This is a genomic window from Vicinamibacterales bacterium (assembly GCA_041659285.1).
GTDB lineage: Bacteria > Acidobacteriota > Vicinamibacteria > Vicinamibacterales > UBA2999 > 12-FULL-67-14b.
In genome coordinates, this window is record JBAZYO010000007.1 from 178,161 (window position 1) to 198,646 (window position 20,486).

At 66.9% G+C, this 20,486-nt stretch carries 17 protein-coding genes; 9 read left to right on the plus strand and 8 right to left on the minus strand.

Features of this window, described 5'->3' with window-relative positions; translation table 11 throughout:
- The first annotated feature begins 8 nt into the window (after positions 1 to 8).
- Complete coding sequence (locus WC815_13390; GenBank protein ID MFA5909766.1) at positions 9 to 794, plus strand: carboxypeptidase regulatory-like domain-containing protein; 786 nt, start codon at positions 9 to 11, stop codon at positions 792 to 794.
- 98 nt (positions 795 to 892) lie between these two features.
- Positions 893 to 2,605 (plus strand): glutamine--tRNA ligase/YqeY domain fusion protein, encoded by a 1,713-nt coding sequence (locus WC815_13395; GenBank protein ID MFA5909767.1) that lies wholly within the window; start codon positions 893 to 895, stop codon positions 2,603 to 2,605.
- Positions 2,606 to 2,661: 56 nt separating this feature from the next.
- Here the strand turns inward: WC815_13395 and WC815_13400 are convergent, their stop codons facing one another.
- Together WC815_13400 and WC815_13405 are read right to left on the minus strand one after the other, a co-directional pair.
- A complete protein-coding gene (locus WC815_13400) occupies positions 2,662 to 3,399 on the minus strand; it encodes a hypothetical protein (GenBank protein MFA5909768.1) in 738 nt (245 codons plus the stop codon).
- Between the two features lie 7 nt (positions 3,400 to 3,406).
- The gene (locus tag WC815_13405; GenBank protein MFA5909769.1) at positions 3,407 to 4,003 is read right to left on the minus strand and encodes a Uma2 family endonuclease; all 597 of its coding nucleotides are present in this window, start codon (positions 4,001 to 4,003) and stop codon (positions 3,407 to 3,409) included.
- Positions 4,004 to 4,176: 173 nt separating this feature from the next.
- Here WC815_13405 and WC815_13410 point away from each other — a divergent pair, with 173 nt between their 5' ends.
- Positions 4,177 to 4,638, plus strand: a complete 462-nt coding sequence (locus WC815_13410) for a GNAT family N-acetyltransferase (protein ID MFA5909770.1) — start codon at positions 4,177 to 4,179, stop codon at positions 4,636 to 4,638.
- Positions 4,639 to 4,642: 4 nt separating this feature from the next.
- On the opposite strand, the gene ybaK is transcribed toward WC815_13410, so the two are convergent.
- Together ybaK and WC815_13420 are read right to left on the minus strand one after the other, a co-directional pair.
- Positions 4,643 to 5,110, minus strand: a complete 468-nt coding sequence (ybaK, locus tag WC815_13415) for a Cys-tRNA(Pro) deacylase (protein ID MFA5909771.1) — start codon at positions 5,108 to 5,110, stop codon at positions 4,643 to 4,645.
- Between the two features lie 73 nt (positions 5,111 to 5,183).
- Positions 5,184 to 7,640 carry an ABC transporter permease gene (locus WC815_13420; GenBank protein MFA5909772.1) on the minus strand — a complete coding sequence of 819 codons (2,457 nt, stop codon included), beginning with the start codon at positions 7,638 to 7,640 and terminating at the stop codon, positions 5,184 to 5,186.
- Positions 7,641 to 7,770: 130 nt separating this feature from the next.
- Between WC815_13420 and WC815_13425 the strand changes: the two genes are divergently transcribed.
- Both WC815_13425 and WC815_13430 read left to right on the plus strand, forming a co-directional pair.
- Positions 7,771 to 8,301 (plus strand): transposase, encoded by a 531-nt coding sequence (locus WC815_13425; protein MFA5909773.1) that lies wholly within the window; start codon positions 7,771 to 7,773, stop codon positions 8,299 to 8,301.
- A 195-nt stretch (positions 8,302 to 8,496) separates the two neighbouring features.
- Entirely contained in the window at positions 8,497 to 9,765 is a 1,269-nt protein-coding gene (locus WC815_13430; GenBank protein ID MFA5909774.1) for a pyridoxal phosphate-dependent aminotransferase, read from the plus strand.
- Between the two features lie 5 nt (positions 9,766 to 9,770).
- Here WC815_13430 and WC815_13435 read toward each other — a convergent pair whose 3' ends face one another.
- On the minus strand, positions 9,771 to 10,697 hold the full coding sequence (locus WC815_13435) for a hypothetical protein (GenBank protein ID MFA5909775.1): 927 nt from the start codon (positions 10,695 to 10,697) through the stop codon (positions 9,771 to 9,773).
- A gap of 15 nt (positions 10,698 to 10,712) precedes the next feature.
- Complete coding sequence (locus WC815_13440) at positions 10,713 to 11,156, minus strand: hypothetical protein (GenBank protein MFA5909776.1); 444 nt, start codon at positions 11,154 to 11,156, stop codon at positions 10,713 to 10,715.
- 86 nt (positions 11,157 to 11,242) lie between these two features.
- On the opposite strand from WC815_13440, the gene WC815_13445 reads away from it, so the two are divergent.
- Both WC815_13445 and WC815_13450 read left to right on the plus strand, forming a co-directional pair.
- Positions 11,243 to 13,813, plus strand: a complete 2,571-nt coding sequence (locus WC815_13445) for a M1 family aminopeptidase (GenBank protein ID MFA5909777.1) — start codon at positions 11,243 to 11,245, stop codon at positions 13,811 to 13,813.
- Positions 13,814 to 13,824: 11 nt separating this feature from the next.
- Positions 13,825 to 15,045, plus strand: coding sequence for an amidohydrolase family protein (locus WC815_13450; GenBank protein MFA5909778.1), 1,221 nt, complete (start codon positions 13,825 to 13,827; stop codon positions 15,043 to 15,045).
- Between the two features lie 524 nt (positions 15,046 to 15,569).
- On the opposite strand, the gene WC815_13455 is transcribed toward WC815_13450, so the two are convergent.
- Positions 15,570 to 15,959 (minus strand): hypothetical protein, encoded by a 390-nt coding sequence (locus tag WC815_13455; GenBank protein MFA5909779.1) that lies wholly within the window; start codon positions 15,957 to 15,959, stop codon positions 15,570 to 15,572.
- 17 nt (positions 15,960 to 15,976) lie between these two features.
- Positions 15,977 to 16,909 (minus strand): LysR substrate-binding domain-containing protein, encoded by a 933-nt coding sequence (locus tag WC815_13460; GenBank protein MFA5909780.1) that lies wholly within the window; start codon positions 16,907 to 16,909, stop codon positions 15,977 to 15,979.
- Positions 16,910 to 17,041: 132 nt separating this feature from the next.
- On the opposite strand from WC815_13460, the gene katG reads away from it, so the two are divergent.
- Complete coding sequence (gene katG / locus WC815_13465) at positions 17,042 to 19,222, plus strand: catalase/peroxidase HPI (GenBank protein MFA5909781.1); 2,181 nt, start codon at positions 17,042 to 17,044, stop codon at positions 19,220 to 19,222.
- 46 nt (positions 19,223 to 19,268) lie between these two features.
- Positions 19,269 to 20,450: an FAD-binding oxidoreductase gene (locus tag WC815_13470; GenBank protein MFA5909782.1), complete on the plus strand. Its 1,182-nt coding sequence runs from the start codon at positions 19,269 to 19,271 to the stop codon at positions 20,448 to 20,450.
- Positions 20,451 to 20,486: the final 36 nt, after the last annotated feature.

Sequence of the window (20,486 nt, forward strand, 5' to 3'; positions counted from 1 at the left end):
TCACACCCATGGTCGCCCTCCTACTGCTGACGTTGCTGCAAGCGCCCGCCACGCCGGCCCAGCCGGCTCCCGCACCGGCCGCCCAGGCGCCCAAACCCAGGCCAGCCGCCACCGGCGGCGCGACCACCAACGCCCTGTTCTTCATCACTGACCCGTCGGGCGCGTCGATTGAAGGCGTCACGGTCACCATCACCGGCCCCGTCGATCGCGAGGCCAGGAGCCCGGCCGGCGGGTTCACGCGCGTGCAGGGGATCCGCGCCGGCACCTACCGCGCCCGCTTCACCCGCGACGGCTTCATCACCTTCGAGAAGGAATTCAGCTGGCGCGCGGGAGCGGCGACGCCCGAGATCGCCGTCACGCTGAACGCGGCGCCGGCGCCTCCGCCGCCGCCACCACCGCCACCGGCGGCGCCGGCCCCGCCGCCGCCGGCAACCGGAAAGTTGCCGCCGCCGGGGTCGCCCAAGACGCTGTCGCTGCCGGACTTCATCGAGAAGAACTTCATCGGTGGCCGCGAGGCGCACAAGGAGAACATGGTCGGCTGCAGCGGCGTGGGCCAGGCCGTGCTGTGGCAGGTGCGCGAGCCGTGGGACGGCCGCCAGCACGAGTCCGCCGACGGCATGCTCTACATCATTGGCGGCGAAGGCAGCATCAAGCTCGAGGGCCGCGAGGTCCCGGTCACGGCCGGCTCGTTCGCGGTGGTCCCCCGCGGCACGACCTACGGCTTCACCCGGCGCGGCCGCAACCCGCTGATCGTGCTCGCCGTGCTCGCCGGCGCGCCCTGCGCGGTGGATTAAGGGCATGGTCCGCCTAAAGGCGGACGCTACAGCCGCAATTGCGCCTGCCCACCGTAGCTCAAAGAGCGAAGGTGGGATATTCTGATCGATTGAAAACCATGCCAGACGTGAATACAGGCGCGCCCACCGAGGCGCGCGACGCCGCCGAGTCCCGGGACTTCATCCGCGAGATCGTGGCCGCCGACGTGGCGGCCGGGAAGAACGGCGGCAAGGTCGTCACGCGGTTCCCGCCGGAACCGAACGGCTACCTCCACATTGGCCATGCCAAGGCGATTTGCCTCGATTTCGGCGTGGCCGGCGAGTTTGGCGGCTACTGCAACCTCCGCTTCGACGACACCAACCCGGTGAAGGAAGACGTCGAGTACGTGGATTCCATCAAGGCCGACGTCGAGTGGCTGGGGTTTCATTGGCACGACCGCGAATACTACGCGTCCGACTACTACGAGCAGCTCTACGGCTTCGCCGAGCACCTCATCGGGAAGGGCCTCGCCTACGTCGACTCGCTCAGCGCCGACGAGATGCGCGAGCACCGCGGCACGCTGACCGAGCCCGGCACCGACTCGCCGTTCCGCACCCGCCCTGTTGACGAGAACCTCGATCTGTTCCGGCGGATGCGCGCGGCCGAGTTTCCCGACGGCGCCCACGTGCTGCGCGCCAAGATCGACATGCGGGCGCCCAACATCACCATGCGCGACCCGGTGCTCTACCGGATCCGGCATGCCGACCATCACCGCACCGGACGCACGTGGTGCATCTACCCGATGTACGACTTCGCCCACCCGCTGTCGGATGCGATTGAAGGCATCACGCATTCGTTCTGCACCCTCGAGTACGTGGACCATCGTCCGCTCTACGACTGGGCCATCGAGCACTGCGACACGGCCAGCACGCCGCGCCAGTACGAGTTCGCCCGCCTCAACCTGAATTACACGATCATGAGCAAGCGCAAGCTGCTGCAACTGGTCGAGCAGAAGCACGTCAGCGGCTGGGACGACCCGCGCATGCCGACCATCTCGGGCCTGCGCCGCCGCGGCTTCACGCCCGAGGCCATCCGCGATTTCTGCGGACGCGTCGGCGTGGCGAAGAAGGAGAACGTGATCGACGTCGGCCTGCTCGAGCACTGCGTGCGCGAGGATCTCAATCGCCGCGCGCCGCGGGCCATGGCGGTGCTGCGCCCGCTCAAGCTGGTGCTCACCAACTACCCCGAGGGCCAGTCGGAAGAGATGGACGTCGTCAATCACCCCGACAACACCGCGCTGGGGACGCGCCGGGTGCCGTTCTCGCGCGAGATCTACATCGAGCGCGACGACTTCATGCTGGATCCGCCGAAGAAGTTCTTCCGCCTGGCGCCGGGGCGCGAGGTGCGCCTGCGCAACGCCTACCTGATCACCTGCACCCACGCGATCAAGAACGAGGCTGGCGAGGTCGTGGAACTGCGCGGCACTTACGACCCGGCCACGCGCGGCGGCGATGCGCCGGACGGGCGCAAAGTGAAGGCCACGCTGCACTGGGTGTCGGCGCAGCATGCCGCCGACGCCGAGGTGCGCCTGTACGAGCGGCTGTATGTCGTGGAAGACCCTGAGAGCGCCGCCACCAAGGCGAACGCCGAGCTGAACACGCTGCTCAATCCGGCGTCGTTGGCAGTGGTGACGGGCTGCAAGGTGGAGCCGATGCTGGGTAACGCCGAGCCAGGTGCCCGCTACCAGTTCGAGCGCCTCGGCTACTTCGCCGCGGATGCCGACAGCCGCGGTGGCGCGCCGGTGTTCAATCGCACCGTGTCGCTGAAAGACAGCTCTTCCAAGTCCTCGTAGGGCACCCCTTCAGGGGTGCCGGCCTACCCCATAAAGGGGGGCCTGCGTGCGCCGGCCTACTCCTGCCCCGCCGCGCCGACGAAGCGATCGTCGTCGTCGGCGAACAACACGTTGAAGCTGGTCAGCGATCCGTAACAGCCGGTGATGTATCCCTGGATCTTGATCTTCTGATCGTCGGGGAGGTCCGAGGCGTTGACCTGCTGCTCGAGCGTGCGCAGCCGGTTCCGCAGCATCACCACCTTGTGGAAGAACGAGTCGATCGGCCAGCTCTTCTCCTGGACGCCGGGCTTGCCTGGCTTCAACACCATCTCGCCGCCACGCCACTTCTCGGCCGGCGTCACGGGGGTCAGGCCCGTCTCTTCGCGGATGATCCGCCGAATCAGCAGTTCGAGGTCAGCGGAGTCTGAGTTGTGTGTCATGGGAGGGGCCAGTCGTTCGCGTTCGCTGATGAGAGGTAACGGATTCGGGGCGTGGGTGCGCACGTTCGCGGGACTGCCGTAGGGCCCCCCTTCCGCCTTCGCGCGAAGCGCTTCGGCGGACTCGCCGTAGCCTTGGCGGAGGCGGTTATGGGGGGCCGGCATTCGGGCCGACGCCGATGCCGTGCGCGCCGCGCCGCCGCCCAACCGCGGACCGCCGCGATAGTTGTGCTCGCTGCGGCAGAAGTCACAGGCCACGCGCAGTGGCTGAGCGTTGCCGTCCACGACGATGACCGTGTGGGTGCGATCCTCGTGGCAGGATCGGCAATGGTCCTCGACGGACTGTCCGGCGCGGTACTGGCGGTTCGGCGAGTTCATCGACAACTTAGACCGCGGGCGCAAACAGATCGTCGATCGCCAGTCTGAATCCGGGCAGGAGCGGCGTTTCGAGCACGGCCGCGTGTCCCGTATCCAGATCCATCAGGCGCGGGAACAACCCGCCGGCGCGACGCCGAAACACCGTCACGCGAAGGCCCTTCGGGTCCACGATCCAATACTCGCGGATGCCCTTTTCCTCGAATAGCTTGCGCTTGATCCCCTCATCGCGTCTGCGCGTGCTGGGCGACAGAATTTCAACCACCAGGGCAGGCGGCCCCTGGACGTTGGCCTCGGTGAGAATGTCCTGCTGATCGCCGGCTACAAACAGCAGATCCGGCTCGACGACGTCGTAGTAGGACAGCACGACATCAAGGGGCGAGAGGAACACGCGACCGAGAAGGCGACGGCCAACCAGGAAGTTTCCGATCGCCAGATAAAGGCGGCCCAGGAGTTCCTGGTGGCCAACGGTCGGCGCGGCCGTCACGTAGTGGACTCCGTCGATGAGCTCGTGCCGCTTCCCATCCTCTGGGAAGCGCAGGAAGTCGTCGTAGGTGAGACGCGCGTGGGAACGAGCAGCGGTCGGCATGGCGTCCTCTTCTCGCATGATGATGGGATTTTACACCTGCACATGCCCGTGTTGGCTGCGAACGGCGTGCCACGCGACTTTCGGCCCAAACCGCGAGACCACCACCAGCGGGATCGCAGAAACCACAGCGCGGGCCAGACAGCTGTCGCAGTTTCTACGCTACTCTCGGAGGAAGGAGCGTTCGGGTTTCAATGACCTACAGCATTCGTCCCGCCACCATCGCCGACATCCCCCACCTCATCGCCCATCGGGAGCAGATGTTCCGTGACATGGGCATTCCGGCGCAATTCGAGGGCATGGCCCAGGCGACCGCGGCGTGGCTTCACGCGGCGATCCCCTCGAAAACGTATCTCGGCTGGCTCGCCGTCTCGAGTGACGGCGCCGTCGCGGCGGGCGGCGGCCTCATCGTCATGCCCTGGCCTCCCGGGCCGGTGTCGATGGATCCGCGCTGCGGGTTCATATTCAACGTCTACACGGACCCGGCGCATCGCAAGCAGGGCCTGGCGCGGCGGCTGATGGACACTATGCACGGCTGGTGTCGCGCCGAAGGCATCGAGCGCGTCGTCCTCAACGCCAGCACGTTCGGCCGGCCGCTCTACGAGCAGATGGGCTACGTCGCCACCAACGAGCCGATGATGCGGATGCGCTTGTAGGAGCCTACTGGGAGGCGTCCACAAGCGTGGGCGACAGAGCGCGCACCAGATCCGCCGGTGCCAGCGCGATCAGAAAGCCGCGCCGTCCGCCGTTGATGTAAATGCGTTCGAGATCCGCGATCGTGCGCTCCATGTAGACCGGCATCTGCTTCCGTGTCCCGAAGGGCGAGGTGCCGCCGACGAGATAGCCGGTGTGCTTCTGCGCCACCTCGGGATCGCACGGCGTCACTGTCTTCTTTCCGATCTGTCGGGCGAGATTTTTCGTTGAGACGTCGCGGTCGCCGTGCATGAGCACGATCAGCGGTCGCTTCCCGTCGTCTTCCATCACCAGGGTCTTGATGACGACGTGTTCATCGACGCCGAGTTCGCGCGAGGACACGGCGGTGCCGCCGCGGTCTTCGTAGCGGTACGGGTGCTCGGTATACGGGACCTTGTGGGCGCGCAGGAAGTGGATCGCTGGGGTTGCGGACATCAAGAGATCTCATGATCAACAGTTCATCAACTCGAATCATCACATCACAAGATCACGAACTCACGAAATCTACCTACTCGGAACGCAACGCGATCAACGGGCTCACCCGCGTCGCCCGAAACGCCGGCAGGGCGCTGGCGAGCAACGCCACCGCGATCAACACCAGCGGCACGACCAGGAACGTGCCGGGATCGCCCGGCTGCACCTGGTAGAGCAGCGACTGCATCAGCCGCGACAGCAGGAACGCGGCGACGACGCCGACGGCAATCCCGCCGGCGGCCAGCGTGAGGCCCTGCCGGAGGATCATGGCCATCACCTGCGACCGGTTCGCGCCGATGGCGAGCCGGATGCCAATCTCCTGCGTCCGCCGCGCCACCAGGTACGACAGCACCCCGTAGATGCCGACCGCCGCCAGCGTGAGGGCCATGGCGGCGAACACCCCCATCAGGAACCCCGTCAATCGCGTGGTCGCCAGCGCCGCGCCCACCACCTCCGTCATTGGACGAATGTTGGCCACCGGAATATTCGGGTCCATGGCGCGCACTTCGCTGCGCACCGCCGCGGCCACCGACAGGGGATCGCCGGTGGTCCGCGCCACGATGAAGGCGTTGCGAACCAGGTTGCCGGCGGTGACGACGTGCCACTGGCTGTGCGGGATGAAGAATTTCTCCTTCACGATCCCGGTCACACCATTGTGCCGTTCGTCGGCGACAATGCCGACCACGGTGACCCAGGGCTTGGACATGCCGCTGCCCACGCGCAGGCGGCCGCCGATCACCTCGTTGGGGTCTTTCCAGTACGTCCTGGCCAGCGTCTCGTTCACGACCGCCACCGGTTGCGCAGCCGTGGTGTCGGTGCCGGTGAACCAGCGGCCGCGGATCAGCCGCGCGCCCATCGCCTCGAAGGCGCCGTCGGTCACGATTTGCCAGTCGCCCTTGGCGTTGCGCCCCGGGCCCTCCTGGTAGCCCTCGACATCAAGACCGTAGTCGCCAATCGAGGTGGCGAGCGGCAACGCCCGCACGGCGCCAGCGGCTTCGACGCCAGGCACGGTGCGCACGCGCTCCATTAACCGGCGATAGAAGTCGACGACCTTCTCCGGCGAGTCATAGCGTGCCGCCGGGATGGACAGGCGCATGGTCAGCATGCGATCGGGATTGAACCCGAGGTCGATGCGGGCGAGCGCCGAAAGGCTACGGATCATCAGGCCCGCGCCGATCACGAGGATCACCGCCAGGGCGACCTCGGCGACCACCAGCAGGCTGCGCAGGCGTTGCCTGGATCCGCTGGCCGTCGCCTGCTGCGTGCCTTCGCGCAGCGACTCCACCAGGTTCATGCGCAGCGTGCGGAGCGCCGGCGCCAATCCAAACACGATGGTCGTGACCACGCCGAGCACCAGCGTGAACAGCATCACGGTGAGGTCGAGGCCGACCGGTGCCAAGGGCGGCAGGCTCGTCGGATCCAGCGTGACCAGCACGCGCAGGCCGATGGCCGCCAGGCCCAGCCCCAGTGCCGCGCCGAGCACGGCGAGCACGACGCTTTCGGTGAGGAGTTGCCGGACGAGGCGGTCGGGCGCCGCGCCGATGGCCGTGCGCAGCGCCATCTCTCTCGCGCGCGCGTCGCCGCGGACCAGCAGCAGGTTGGCGACGTTGGCGCAGGAGATCAGCAGGAGAAAGCCGACCGCGCCCATCAGCAGCCACATCGCGGGGCGCACGCCGCCGCGAATCTCTTCGTCCAGCGACACCGCGAACGCCGAGAACTTCATCGCCGGCGGATAGAGTCCCTGCTCGGTGAGCCGGGTGGTGATGGCCTTCAGCTCATCGCTGGCGGTGGCCGCGGTCTGCCCCGGCGCCAGCATGCCGGCGGCGAACAGCCCGTGGCTCCCGCGGGTGAGGTTCGCCTCATCCAACTGCTGCGGCCGCCACAGCTGCGTCGGCTCGGCCGCATCGCCGGTGAAGTCGGTGGGCAGGCGGAAGCCCTCGGGCATGACCCCGATCACTTCCACCGGGACGTCGTTGATCATCATGGTGCGGCCGATGACCGATGGGTCGCCGTTATAGCGGGCCTGCCACAGCGGATAGCCGAGCACCGCGAGCTGCGGACCGTTGGGACGGTCTTCGTCCGGCGTGAACATGCGGCCGAGCATGGGCCGCGCGCCCAGCACCTCCAGCGTGTTGGCGGTGATGAAGCCCACGCCGACGCGAATCGGCTCACCGTCGCCGGTCAGGTTCTGCTGGCCGGTGCCCCAGGCCGCCACCGCCTGCAGCGTCCTGGACATGGCGCGGTAGTCCACTACTTCCTGGTCCGACAGCCACGTCTTGTCGAAGCTGACCCACCGGCTGAAGATCTGCACGCGCCGGTCCGGCTCGGAATATGGAAGCGGTGTGACCAGCACCGCCTTGACCACGCTGAAGATGGCGGAGGTGGCGCCGACCCCAAGCGCGAGGGTGATGAGGGAAGCCGCCGCAAACCCCGGACTCTTGATCAGCCCTCGCACGCCGCCGGTGATGTCTTGCCGAAGCCCGTCAATCATGCGCACACCTCTGGTTGGGGAGTTGGACGGCCCCGCCGTCCGAAGGGTTGGCGCTCCGACTGTAGGGCACGCCTTTACGGGGTGCCGCCCAGGCAGGGCACCCCTTTATGGGGTGCCGCAGATGTGCCGCATGGTGCGCGCGGCACATCGATTGCTGCTCCCTACCACCATGGCCCGTCCCAGACGCCTTGGTGGCATTTCCTACGTCGGTCCGGCCGCGTACTTCATCACGTCGTGCACGCTGGATCGCTGCAAGGCCTTCACCACCAACGATTTCTGCGACGAATGCCAGCTAGAACTTCTTGCCACGTCGCAGCGCTTTGGATTCAGCGCAACTGCATACTGCTTCATGCCGGACCATGTGCACTACCTCGTCTCGGGCACTCGTGCCGACGCGTCGCTGCCGGATTTCGTTTCGATGTGGAAGCAGCGAACGGGCTTCGCATGGCACAAGCGAACCGGCAAGCGACTTTGGCAGAAGGGCTACTACGAGCACATGCTGCGCTCTGACGAGGCCCATTTGCCCATTGCGCGCTACATCCTCGAGAACCCTGTCCGAGCCGGACTTGTCAGAGACATACGCGACTATCCGTGGCTAGGCTCGGATCGGTTCTCAATCGACGAGATCATGGCGGCGTTCGAGGCGCTCGGTCCCCGATGAGTTTCGGCCCCCCATAAATGAATCCGGCCCCCCATAAAGGGGGGCCCTACAACAGTCGCGTGTTGGTAGCAGTACAGGTAGGGCACCCCTTTAGGGGTGCCGTCTCCGTCTCCGTGTCTCCGTTCCGTCAGGGGTAGCCGTCGCCCGTCAGGGGTGCCGGCAGCCCGCGCCAACGCGAGATATGATCCGTAGTCGATGAGAACCACTGCCGCCCCGTCGCTTTCGTCCCTGGTCCGAGAACAAATCGCAAAACCCTCCCCCATCCGCCAGATCATGAAGATGGCGGAGCGCCAGAACATCCTCGCCATGGGGCTCGACCCGGCGCAGGTGATTTCGTTCGGCGGCGGCTGGGTCAATCACGAAGCCCCCGAGGAATTCCGGCAGGCCTACCAGGACGTGGTCTCCGATCCCGAGCTCTTCCACAAGAGCGGCGGCTACACCGCCACGCTCGGCGACATGGAATGCCGCGAGCAGATCGCGCGGTTCGAGGCGCATCTCTTCGGCGTGCCTCGCCTGGGCCCCGAGCACATCGCCATTGGCATGGGCAGCACGCAGCTCACGCACGACCTGTTCCGGACGCTGCTCGACCCGGGCGACACCGTCATGCTGCTCGACCCGACCTACGCCAACTACGAAGGGCAACTCGCGTTCGCGGCCTCGGGCATCAAGGTGGTCCGGTTGCGCGTGCTCGATCCGCAGACGTGGTCGTACCTGCCAGAGACCGATCCGGCCGGCGTGGCCCGCGAGTTCACGCGGTTGTTCGACCAGCACCGCCCGAAGCTCGTGCTGTTCGGCGCGCCCGACAACCCGACCAGCCAGGTCGTGCCGCAGACGCTGGCCGAGGTAATGTTGGCGAAGACCGCTGAAGCGGGCGCGTGGCTGGCGATCGACTTCGCCTACAAGTGCCAGTACTTCCAGGCACCGCCCGCGTACTACGCGTGGTCACCTGCTGATCATCCGAACGTGATTGGCATCCACTCGAACTCGAAGTGGGCGCGCGGCCTCGGCCGCCGGCTTGGCTGGATCGAGGCCAGCACCCCGGTCGTTGAAGCGATGGAGCGCGTGCAGCAGTGCAGCATCCTCTGCCCGGACACGCTGTCGCAAATGACGATGGCGCGGTACCTGAAGCAGGCGATCGCGAACGGATCGCTGCGGAAGTATGTGGACCAGGCCAACGCGATGTACAAGCACGCCGCGGCGGTCACGCTGAAGGCGGTGGACGATCACCTCAAGCGGCCGCGGCTGACGCCCTTCGGCGGGCTCTACACGGTGGTGGACATCGGCACCAACGCCGAGGCCTTCGTGCCGAAGGCGCTCCAGGCGACCGGCGTGCTCGTGGTGCCCGGCGGCGGCTTCGGCGCCTCGCTCACCAACGGCGTGCGCATCTCGTTTGGCCCGCTGGTCAGGGATACCGCGAAGATCGAGGAAGGGCTCGAACGTCTCGGCCGCTGGATGCGCGCCTAGCTCCTCTATCGGCCCACGGCACATCGTGCGGCGGGCACGGGCTTGGCCGGCGCCGCCGCCGGAGCCGCCGTGACGGTGCCGGCGAGCTGGTCGAACGCGACCTGCTGCATCGATCGGACCTCGGCGCGTGACAACCCCAACTCGAAGGCCGAACACTCGTTCTCGCCGAGCGAGCGCGGGTCGCGTCCGGTCACGCTGCCGAAAATCACCAACGCTTCCAGGTAGTAGCCGTGCGTGCTGGCGTGGTACTGGTCGTAGGTCCAGAGATTGACCTTGCCGGCGTCGATGCCGTCGTAGGGATTCGGGTCGGCCACGCCCGTCTGCATGGCGCGGGTCCAGGCCTCACCGACCGGAATGACCGCCTTCACCGCGGCCGCTCGAGCGGCCTGGTCGTAGGCGGCGCGCAGGTCGCGCGCCATGACCTCAACCGGCTGTCCGGCCCAGGTGCCCTTCACCGGATACACGTGGTCGGCGCGTGCCCAGGTAGCCATGAGGTAGATGGACACGTTCGGGTTCTTGCCGCGGAGGACGTCCGCCATCTGCTTGCTGGTGGCGACCAGCTTCGCCGGGTCGCGGGGCTTGTCGGCATCGAGCAGGCTGAAGCCGTGCATCACGACCGTATCCCATCCACGCTTGCCAATGACGTCGAGCTTGTTGGCCAGGTGGAAGTCGAGCCCGCTGCCGCCGCGCGTCTCGAGCGACACGTCGTAGTCGAGGCCGGCCTGCTGGGTGAACGACTTGAACAGCGCGGGCACGCCGCCGATGCCCTCGTGGTTGAGGTCGGTGACCGTGTCGGCGCGATAGAAGCGAACGGCCGAGCCCGAGCCGAACAGGAAGCTATTGCCGATGAACAGCACGCTGATGCCGGCCGCGGCACCCGTGCTGCCCAACGCGATGACCAAGCCGGCGACCAACGCAAGAATCGATTTCATGGGGCTCATTCTCCCTTACTTGTCGTACGGCTGGCCAATGTAACTCGCGTCGTTCTCCCACCGCAGGATTAACTGCGTGAACATGAACTGGATCATCAGCCGCTGATCCGCTAGGCGGGTGATCTGGATCTGCTGCTGGTGCTTCACGTGCCAGCCGTAGATCTCGAAAAACGCACCCGTCCCGATGTCGCAGAACTCCGGGAACTTGCCGCTGGTCCGCAGGTACTGCTCGATCCGCGACTTGACGGTGCCGACCACGCCCACCGTGAGCGAGTTGGCGACGAGCCCCTGCGAGACGAGACGGCTCAGTTCCTCCATCTGGGACTTGAGGTTCGAAAAGCCCACGACCAGGGCCTGGGATTCGGGCGTCTGCTGCTCGGCCCCGGCCGCCGCCGGCGCGGCGGCGGTGGACAACGTTCCGAGCATTCCGGCGGTCACAACTTCACGGCGGCTGATCATGGCTCCTCCTTGTGGGGCGTGCCTGTCTAGGCTCTCACAGTCAGACGCGGGAGAAACCGGCCCGGCCGCCATAGAATAGCGGCGTCATGCGAATTCTTTTGTGCCTGGTCCTACTCATGGCCCTGCCCTCTTCCATCACCGCGCAAACCGCCACGCCGGCCGCCGGGGTACCCCTGGATGTCGCCACGCGCCGCGCCGCCGTCGTCAGCGACCTGCGCTACGAGCTGTCGCTGGCCATTCCGGAGGAACTGACGGCACCGCTGACCGGCTCGAACATCATTCGTTTCTCGTTGAAGGACGCCTCCGCGCCGCTGGTCCTCGACTTCGAGACCAGCCGCCAACACGTGAAGGCGGTGGACGCCAATGGCAAGCCCGCCGCCTTCACCTACGTCAACGGCCACATCGTCTTGCCGCCGGCCGCGCTGGTCGCGGGCGCGAACATGGTCCGCATCGCCTTTGACGCGGGCGACGCGTCGCTCAATCGCAGCAAGGACTTCCTCTACACGCTGTTCGTGCCGGCCCGCGCGCGGCTGGCCCTCCCGGTGTTCGACCAGCCCGATCTCAAGGGCCGCTGGACGGTCACGCTGGAACACCCGTCGGCCTGGCAGTCGGCGGCGAACGGCGCGGAGCTGACGCGAACGGCCAACGGCGCCAGGACCAGGGTGACGTTCGCGGAGACGCAGCCGCTGCCGACCTACCTGGTGGCCTTCATCGCCGGCGATTTCAAGGTGGAGACGGCGGAACGCAACGGCCGCACCTTCCGCATGTTCCATCGCGAGACCGACGCCGCCAAGGTGGCGCGCAACCGTGAGGCGATCTTCGACCTCCACGCGCGGGCGCTGGCGTTCCTCGAGAATTACACCGCCATCCCCTACGCCTTCGGCAAGTTCGACTTCGTGGCGATCCCGGCGTTCCAGTTCGGCGGCATGGAGCACGCCGGCAAGATTCTCTACAACGCCTCGGGGTTGATGCTGGACGAGTCGGCGACGCAGAACCAGCTGCTCGGCCGCGCCTCGGTCATTTCGCACGAGACCGCGCACATGTGGTTCGGCGACCTGGTGACCATGCGCTGGTTCAACGACGTGTGGATGAAGGAAGTGTTCGCGAACTTCATGGCGGCGAAAATCGTGAACCCGTCGTTCCCCACGGTGAACCACGACCTGCGCTTCCTGCTGTCGAACTACCCCGCCGCCTATGAAGTGGATCGCACGGCCGGCGCCAATCCGATCCGCCAGGAGCTCGACAACCTGAACGAGGCCGGCAGCATGTACGGCGCCATCATCTACCAGAAGGCGCCGGTGGTGATGCGCCACCTCGAGGCGCTGCTCGGCGAAGACAACTTCCGCGACGGCCTGCGCGACTACCTCAAGCAGCATGCCTTCGCCAACGCCACCTGGTCGGACCTCATCGACCTGCTCGACGCCCGCACGCCCACCGATTTGCAGCAATGGAGCCGCGTGTGGGTGGACCAGCCGGGCCGCCCGACCATCCAGACCGAACTCGAGATCAAGGACGGCACGATCGCGCGCCTCGCCTTCCGCCAGCGCGACCCGCGGGGACGCAACCTCGCCTGGCCGCAGCTGCTGCGCGTGGCGATCGGCAACAGGACCGGACAGGAGTTGCTGGTCGTCAACCTGAATGGGCCGGTCGTGGAGGTGCCGCAAGCCGTGGGCAAGCCGGCGCCCCTTTACGTGCTCCCCAGCGCGGGCGGATGGGCCTACGGCGCGTTTGCGCTCGACCGCGCGACCCTCGACTACCTGTCCACGTCGCTGCCGGAGATGACCGACACGCTGACGCGCGGCAGCGCGTGGGTCACGCTGTGGGACGCCTTGCTCGACGGCCAGGTCCGGCCGGCCGCGTTCGTCGATCTGGCGATGCAGGCGCTGCCGCGCGAGAGCGACGAGCAGATGACCTCGCGCATCCTCGGCTATGCCTCGGCCGCGTGGTGGCGCTTCCTCCAGGCCGCGGAACTCGAAGCCCGCGCGCCGCGGTTCGAATCGCTGCTGCGCGAAGGGCTGTCGCAGGCGAAGACACCCAGCCAGAAGGCCTCCTGGTTCGGCACGCTACGCAACATCGCGCGCACGCCGGCAACGGTGGACTGGCTGCACAAGGTATGGAAGAAGGACGAGACCGTGGCCGGCCTGCCGCTGGCCGAGGCCGACTACACCTCGCTGGCACTCGAACTGGCGGTGCGGGAAGTCCCTGGCTGGCAGCAGGTACTGCAGACCCAGCTCGCGCGCATCGAGAACCCGGATCGCCGCGGCCGGTTTCAGTTCGTGATGCCGGCGTTGTCGGCCGACCCGGCCGAACGCGAGAAGTGGTTCCTGTCCCTCAAGGACGTGAGCAACCGGCGGCGCGAACCGTGGGTCCTTGAGGGACTCAACTATCTGCATCACCCGCTGCGCGCGGCGACTGCCGAGAAATACGTGCAGCCCAGCCTCGACATGCTGTGGGAGATCCAGAAGACCGGCGACATCTCCTTCCCAAAGCGCTGGCTGGACGCCACGCTCGGCGGGCATCAGTCGGCAGCCGTCGCCAACACGGTCCGTGCGTTCCTGAAGACCCTGCCGGCGAACTATCCTGACCGCCTGCGCAACATCACGCTGCAGTCGGCGGACGAGTTGTATCGCGCGGCGGAAATTACTCGAAAGCAATGATTGGGGGACCCATGCGTGCGCGTAACGTCGTCGCTTTCCTTGCGGCAGTCATCGCCGTCTTCAGCCAGGCGCCAGGGTCCACGCAGGTGCGGACCACCGTGTTCGAAGGCGCGCGCGTCATCGTCGGCGATGGCCGTCCGCCCATCGAGAACGCCACCATCGTCGTCAACGGCGACCGGTTCACGCTGGTCGGCAGCGGGTCCACGGCGAGGGTGCCCGCCGGCGCCATCCACGTGAGCCTGGCCGGCAAGACGGTGATGCCCGCCATTATCGACACGCACGTGCACACCAGCACGACGCAGCCGGAGCTGCGCGAAGACCTGAAGCGCCGGGCCAACTTTGGCGTGGGCGCGGCCCTGAGCCTCGGGCTCGACGGCACCGAGGCGCCCTTCGAACAGCGGGCGCAGACCGCGCCGGGCCTCGCCCGCTTCTACCTGGCCGGCCGGGGCATCACCGCGCCGGAGAAGGGCCGCACCGACGTGCCCTACTGGATCACCGCGGAGGATCAGGCGCGCAAGGCGGTCCAGGAGCTGGCCGCCAGGAAAGTGGACATCGTCAAGATCTGGGTGGACGATCGCAACGGCCAATACCCCAAGCTGTCACCGGCCCTCTACACCGCGGTGATCAGCGAGGCGCACAAGCACAAGCTCCGCGTGGTCGCCCACATCTTCTCGCTCGAGGATGCGAAGGGACTGCTGCGCGCCGGCATCGACGCGTTCGCGCACGGCATTCGCGATCGCGACATCGACGACGAGGTGGTGGCGCTGTTCAAGGCCCGGCCGAATGTGGTGCTGATCCCGAACATGCCGGACCGCGGCGTGGCGGTGGACTACAGCTGGCTGCGCGGCAGCATTCCCGATGGTGAGCTGCAGAAGATCCAGGCGGGCGCCACCAATCGCCCCCAGGCCCAGGAAGCGTTTGGCATCCAGGCCCGCAACCTGGCGAAGCTCGCGGCCGCCGGCGTGCGTATTGCCGTCGGCACCGACGGCAACACGCCGTGGGCGCCGCACGTGGAGATGGCCGACATGGTGGCGTCGGGGATGACGCCGGCACAGGTGATCGTCGCGGCGACGCGCAACGGCGCGACGTTCGTGCGGGTACCGAACACCGGCACAATCGAGGCCGGCCACACGGCGGACTTCATCGTGCTCGACGCCAACCCGCTGGACGACATCACCAACACCCGGCGCATCGCCGCGGTCTACCTTCGCGGAGCTGCGGTGGCGCGCTAGGAAGTGGTCCGGCTAAAGCCGGACGCTACATCAAGGGTCGGGGCGCGGAGAATTTCCCGGCGCGCGTGGGTTTTCGCAGGGTCCATCGCACGAACACATCGATTGCGGTGAATTCGAGCCGGTTTCGACTGGAGCGGCTCTTGCAGAAGAGACCCCAACGGTTCACGTTCCCGGGCCAAGCCTGGGATGGCGGCAGGCCGGAGGAGGCAACATGAGCTGCACCAAGCGCTTTTTGAACCTCGAGTGGGAACACCATCACTGGCACCCGCGGGTGGCCGCGGCAGAGACCCTGACAGCCCAGGAGCCCGATATGTGGGCTCGGACCGTGTACCGCGATTACGTGCGCTGCGACAAGCAGGATGTCTGTGAAGGGTGCGGCGCGGTCCGTCACGAGAAGAGCTGCCTCTGTGAGGTTGCGACCGCGAACAAATGCGCCGTTTACCTTCAGTGGCGTGCCGAATCGGGCCAGGCCGCGAAGTAGTTCTCAGCCGGGGGCTTGCCACGGTGAGCGAACGCCCAACGCGCTATTCTTGCGCCAAGCGCGGTCCGGCGAGCCAGCGCTCGGCCTCGACCAGGTCCTGAAACACCGACACCTGCATGGGGATGCGCTCGGCGAGCACCGACAGCATCCGCATCATCCCGTACGATGCCGCGGTGCGCGTGACGATGGCCCAGCGCCGGCCGCGCATGGGGTGGCCGTGCAGCCGGAGGTGCCAGACCAAGGCTACGAGCTGGGCGGACGTGACCGGCATCTCGAGACCGCGATGGTCGGACAGCACATCGAAGCCGCCGGCGAGCCCCACCTCCTCGATGACCCCGTCGATGGCCTTCGTCATCTCACTCAACGTCATGGTGCCGGCAACCTCTAGCCTGACAAGATGCGCCTCACGATCGACGGTTGCGGTAATGGACATACCGGGCCGACTTGATCTTATCGCGAGCCGCCTCGGTCGGGCTGGCCCAGCGCCCGCCGGAGCCCCGCGGCCACGGCCTCGAGCGGGCGCCGCAGGGCGGAGCCGCGGCGCCAGCCGAGCACGATGGTGCGGGTCGGGGCGGGGCGCTTGAACGCGCGCACCGCCAGCTGCCCGCGCCGGTTCTCCACGGCCACCGCCATCTGCGGCAGCAGCGTCACTCCGGTGCCGGCGCCGACCATCTGGACGAGCGTGGACAACCCGGTGGCGCGCAGGTCCGACTCATGCGCTCCTGTGGACCCGCACAGCGCCAGGGCCTGATCGCGGAAACAGTGGCCGTCCTCCAGCAGAAATACCGTCGCCCCGTCCAGCACCTTCGGCGACGCCGGCCGCGGGTCCCGCACCAGCGGATGCCCCGGCGCGGCCGCCAACACAAACGGATCAACGACGATGGGCACGTGGTCGAGGCCGGCGAGGCGCGCGTCGAGGGCGAGGACCGCGCCGTCAAGCCGGCCCTCCTCGATCTGCCGCAGCAGCGTCTCGGTCTTGTCTTCACTCCACACGATGTGCAGATCGGGCAGGTGTTTGCGCAGCGCCGGCGCCACCTCGGGCAACAGGTACGGACAGACGGTCGGGATGATGCCGAGCCGCAGCGTGCCCCGCAGCGGATCGCCCTGCTGCCGCGCCGTGGCCTGCAAATCCTCGACGGCCACCAGCACCTGCCGCGCCCGCGCGATCAGCGGCTTGCCCCGCTCTGTGACCCGCACGCCGCGGGGGTTGCGCTCGAACACCTGCACGCCGAGCGCGCTTTCGACCTGCGCCACCTGCGCGCTCAGCGAGGGCTGGGCGACACCGCAGGCCTCCGCGGCCCGGCGGAACCCGCCGAGATCGGCGACGGCGACAAGATATTGCAGCTGCCGCATCGAGAACGGCGCCTGGTCCCGCAGTGCCATAGCCAAAGACTATCACTATGAGAGCAACGATATCTTGGACGGCTCGGCAAGCGGCACCTATACTGGTGGTGTCCTTTTCTTCCGGCAGCAGTTCGTTGTCTCGAAGCGTCCGACCCAAAGGTAGAGATACACATGTCAACCGAAACGAAGTGCCCCATCAAACACACCGCCGGCGGCGGCAGGTCGAACCGGGACTGGTGGCCCAATCAGCTGAACCTGAAGATGCTGCACCAGCACTCGCCGCTGTCCGATCCCATGGACGAGGGCTTCAGCTACGCTGACGAGTTCAAGAGCCTCGACCTTGCGGCCGTGAAGAAGGATCTCCTGGCGCTGATGACCGACTCGCAGGACTGGTGGCCGGCGGACTTCGGCCACTACGGACCGTTCTTCATTCGCATGGCCTGGCACAGCGCCGGCACCTACCGCATCGGTGACGGCCGCGGCGGCGCCGGAGCCGGCCAGCAGCGCTTCGCGCCCCTCAACAGCTGGCCCGACAACGTCAACCTCGACAAGGCGCGCAGGTTGATCTGGCCGATCAAGCAGAAGTACGGCCGGAAGCTCTCCTGGGCCGATCTTATGATCCTGACCGGGAATGTCGCCCTCGAGTCGATGGGCTTCAAGACCTTCGGCTTCGCCGGCGGGCGCGAGGATGTCTGGGAGCCTGAAGAGGGCATCTACTGGGGCCCTGAAGGCAAGTGGCTGGCGGACGAGCGCTACAGCGGCGACCGAGATCTCGAGAATCCTCTCGCGGCGGTTCAGATGGGTCTGATTTACGTCAATCCGGAAGGCCCGAACGGCAACCCGGACCCGCTCGCGGCGGCCAGGGACATCCGCGAGACATTTGCTCGCATGGCGATGGATGACGAAGAAACCGTCGCGCTGATTGCCGGCGGTCACACCTTCGGCAAGACCCACGGCGCCGGCGATGCGGCACTGGTAGGGCCTGATCCAGAAGCGGCCGGCATCGAGGAGCAAGGCCTAGGCTGGAAGAGCAGCTTCGGCACGGGCAAAGGCGGTGACGCGATCGGCAGCGGCCTGGAGGTCATCTGGACCACGACGCCAACGAAGTGGAGCAACAACTTCTTCTGGAACCTGTTCGGCTACGACTGGGAACTGACCAAGAGCCCGGCCGGTGCGCAGCAGTGGATACCGAAACATGGTGCCGGCGCCAATTCGGTGCCGGATGCGCACGACCCGTCAAAGCGTCACGCGCCAACCATGCTGACCACTGACCTCGCCTTGCGGTTCGACCCTGCTTACGAAAAGATTTCAAGGCGCTTCCACGAAAATCCCGATCAGTTCGCCGCCGCATTTGCCCGGGCGTGGTTCAAGCTGACGCACCGCGACATGGGCCCGCGCGCTCGCTATCTCGGTCCGGAGGTCCCGGCGGAGGAACTCATCTGGCAAGACCCCATCCCCGCTGTCGATCACACGTTGATTGACGGGAAGGACATTGCCTCGCTCAAGGGCCAGATCCTGGCGGCAGGCTTGTCTGTCTCGCAACTGGTGTCGACCGCCTGGGCGTCGGCGTCCACCTTCCGTGGCTCCGACAAGCGAGGCGGGGCGAACGGCGCGCGCATTCGTCTCGCGCCGCAGAAGGATTGGGCAGTCAACCAGCCCGGCCAACTGGCGAAGGTGCTGAACACTCTCGAGGGCATCCACAACGGGTTCAACAGCGCGCAGTCTGGCGGCAAGAAGGTCTCGCTGGCCGACCTGATCGTGCTGGCCGGTTGCGCAGGTGTCGAGCAAGCGGCGAAGAACGCCGGTCACACCGTGACGGTTCCCTTCACGCCGGGACGCATGGACGCCTCGCAGGAGCAGACCGATGTCGACTCCTTCGCCGTGCTCGAACCGGCCGCCGATGGCTGCCGCAACTACCTCAAGGGCCAATACAGCGTGCCGGCCGAGGAGCTGCTGGTCGATCGGGCGCAGTTGCTGACGCTGACCGCCCCTGAGATGACGGTGCTCGTTGGCGGCATGCGCGTCTTGAACACCAACGTCGGACAGTCCCAGCACGGCGTCTTGACCAAGCGGCCGGAGGCGCTGACCAACGACTTCTTCGTCAACCTGCTTGATATGGGCACGGAGTGGAAGGCGGTATCGGACGCCAAAGACCTGTTTGAAGGGCGCGATCGCCTCACCGGCGCACTCAAGTGGACCGGCACTCGCGTCGATCTCATCTTCGGTTCACACTCCCAGCTCCGGGCCCTGGCTGAAGTCTATGGAAGTTCGGACGCGCAGGAGAAGTTCGTCCATGACTTTATCGCGGCCTGGAACAAGGTGATGAACCTTGACCGCTTCGACCTCGCGTAAGCGCTAGCTGTCGTCACGGGCGGTCTGATAGATTCAGACCGCCCTCATGAAACACACAGCAGATGCGGTGATCGTCGGCGGCGGGTGCATGGGCTGCAGCGTGGCCTGGCACCTGGCCCAGCGCGGTCTGACCAATATCGTCCTCATCGAGCGCGAGCCCCAGCTTGCCGCCGGATCCACCGGCAAGAACGCCGGCGGCGTCCGCCATCAGTTCTCGCATCCGGCGAACATCGACCTGTCGATCGAATCGATCGCGATGATGGCGCGCTTCGAAGAGGTGGTGGGGACGCCGATCGACTTCCACCAGGACGGCTATCTCTTCCTGCTGTCGAAGGCCGGCAACGTCGCCACCTTCCTCAAGAACGTCCAGCTGCAGAAGTCCCGCGGCGTGGACGTGCAGTGGCTGTCGCCGAAAGAGGCGCAGGCGCTGGCACCGGGCCTTGATGTCACCGGCGTCAAGGGCGCCACCTATTGCGCGGCCGACGGCGTCGCCGACCCCAACGGCGTGACGGTGGGCTTCGCCAAGGGCGCGCAGGCCAAGGGCGTGGAGATCATCCGCGAAACGGAAGTGACCGGGATTCGCCTGGACGGCCATCGCGTCGCCGAGGTCCAGACCTCGCGCGGCGCCATCGCCACGCCGATGGTCGTGAACGCGGCCGGGCCGTGGGCCAAGTCGATCGGGCGGATGCTCGGCGTGGACGTGCCGGTCGAGCCCGAGCGCCGCCACATCTTCATCGCCTCGCCCCCGGGGGGCGGCTCGTGGGACGACGCCGCGAACGCCGGCCGGGTGCCGAAGTCAAAGCTGCTGGTGATCGACTTCGAGAGCTCGTTCTACTTCCACCGCGAGGGCGGCGGGCTGCTGTTCGGCATGGGCGACCCGGATGAGCGGCCCGGCTTCGACATCACGGTGCGGTGGGATTTCCTGCCGAAGGTGATCGAAGTGGCGATGCAGCGCCTGCCGGCGCTCGCCGACGCCGCCGTGTCACACGCGTGGGCCGGGCTCTACGAAATGACGCCGGACCACAACCCGATCATCGGGCCGTCCACCGATGTCGACGGCTTTCAGACCATCGCCGGCTTCAGCGGCCACGGCTTCCAGCATGCGCCGGCGGCCGGGCGCATTCTGGCGGATCTGATGACCGGCCGGGATCCGAAGTTCGACCTGACTCCCTTCACGCTCGAGCGCTTCAGCAAGCGCACGACTGGCGGCGAAGGCAACGTGGTCTAGGGCCACAGAACGAAGACAGCCGCAGATTAGACGCAG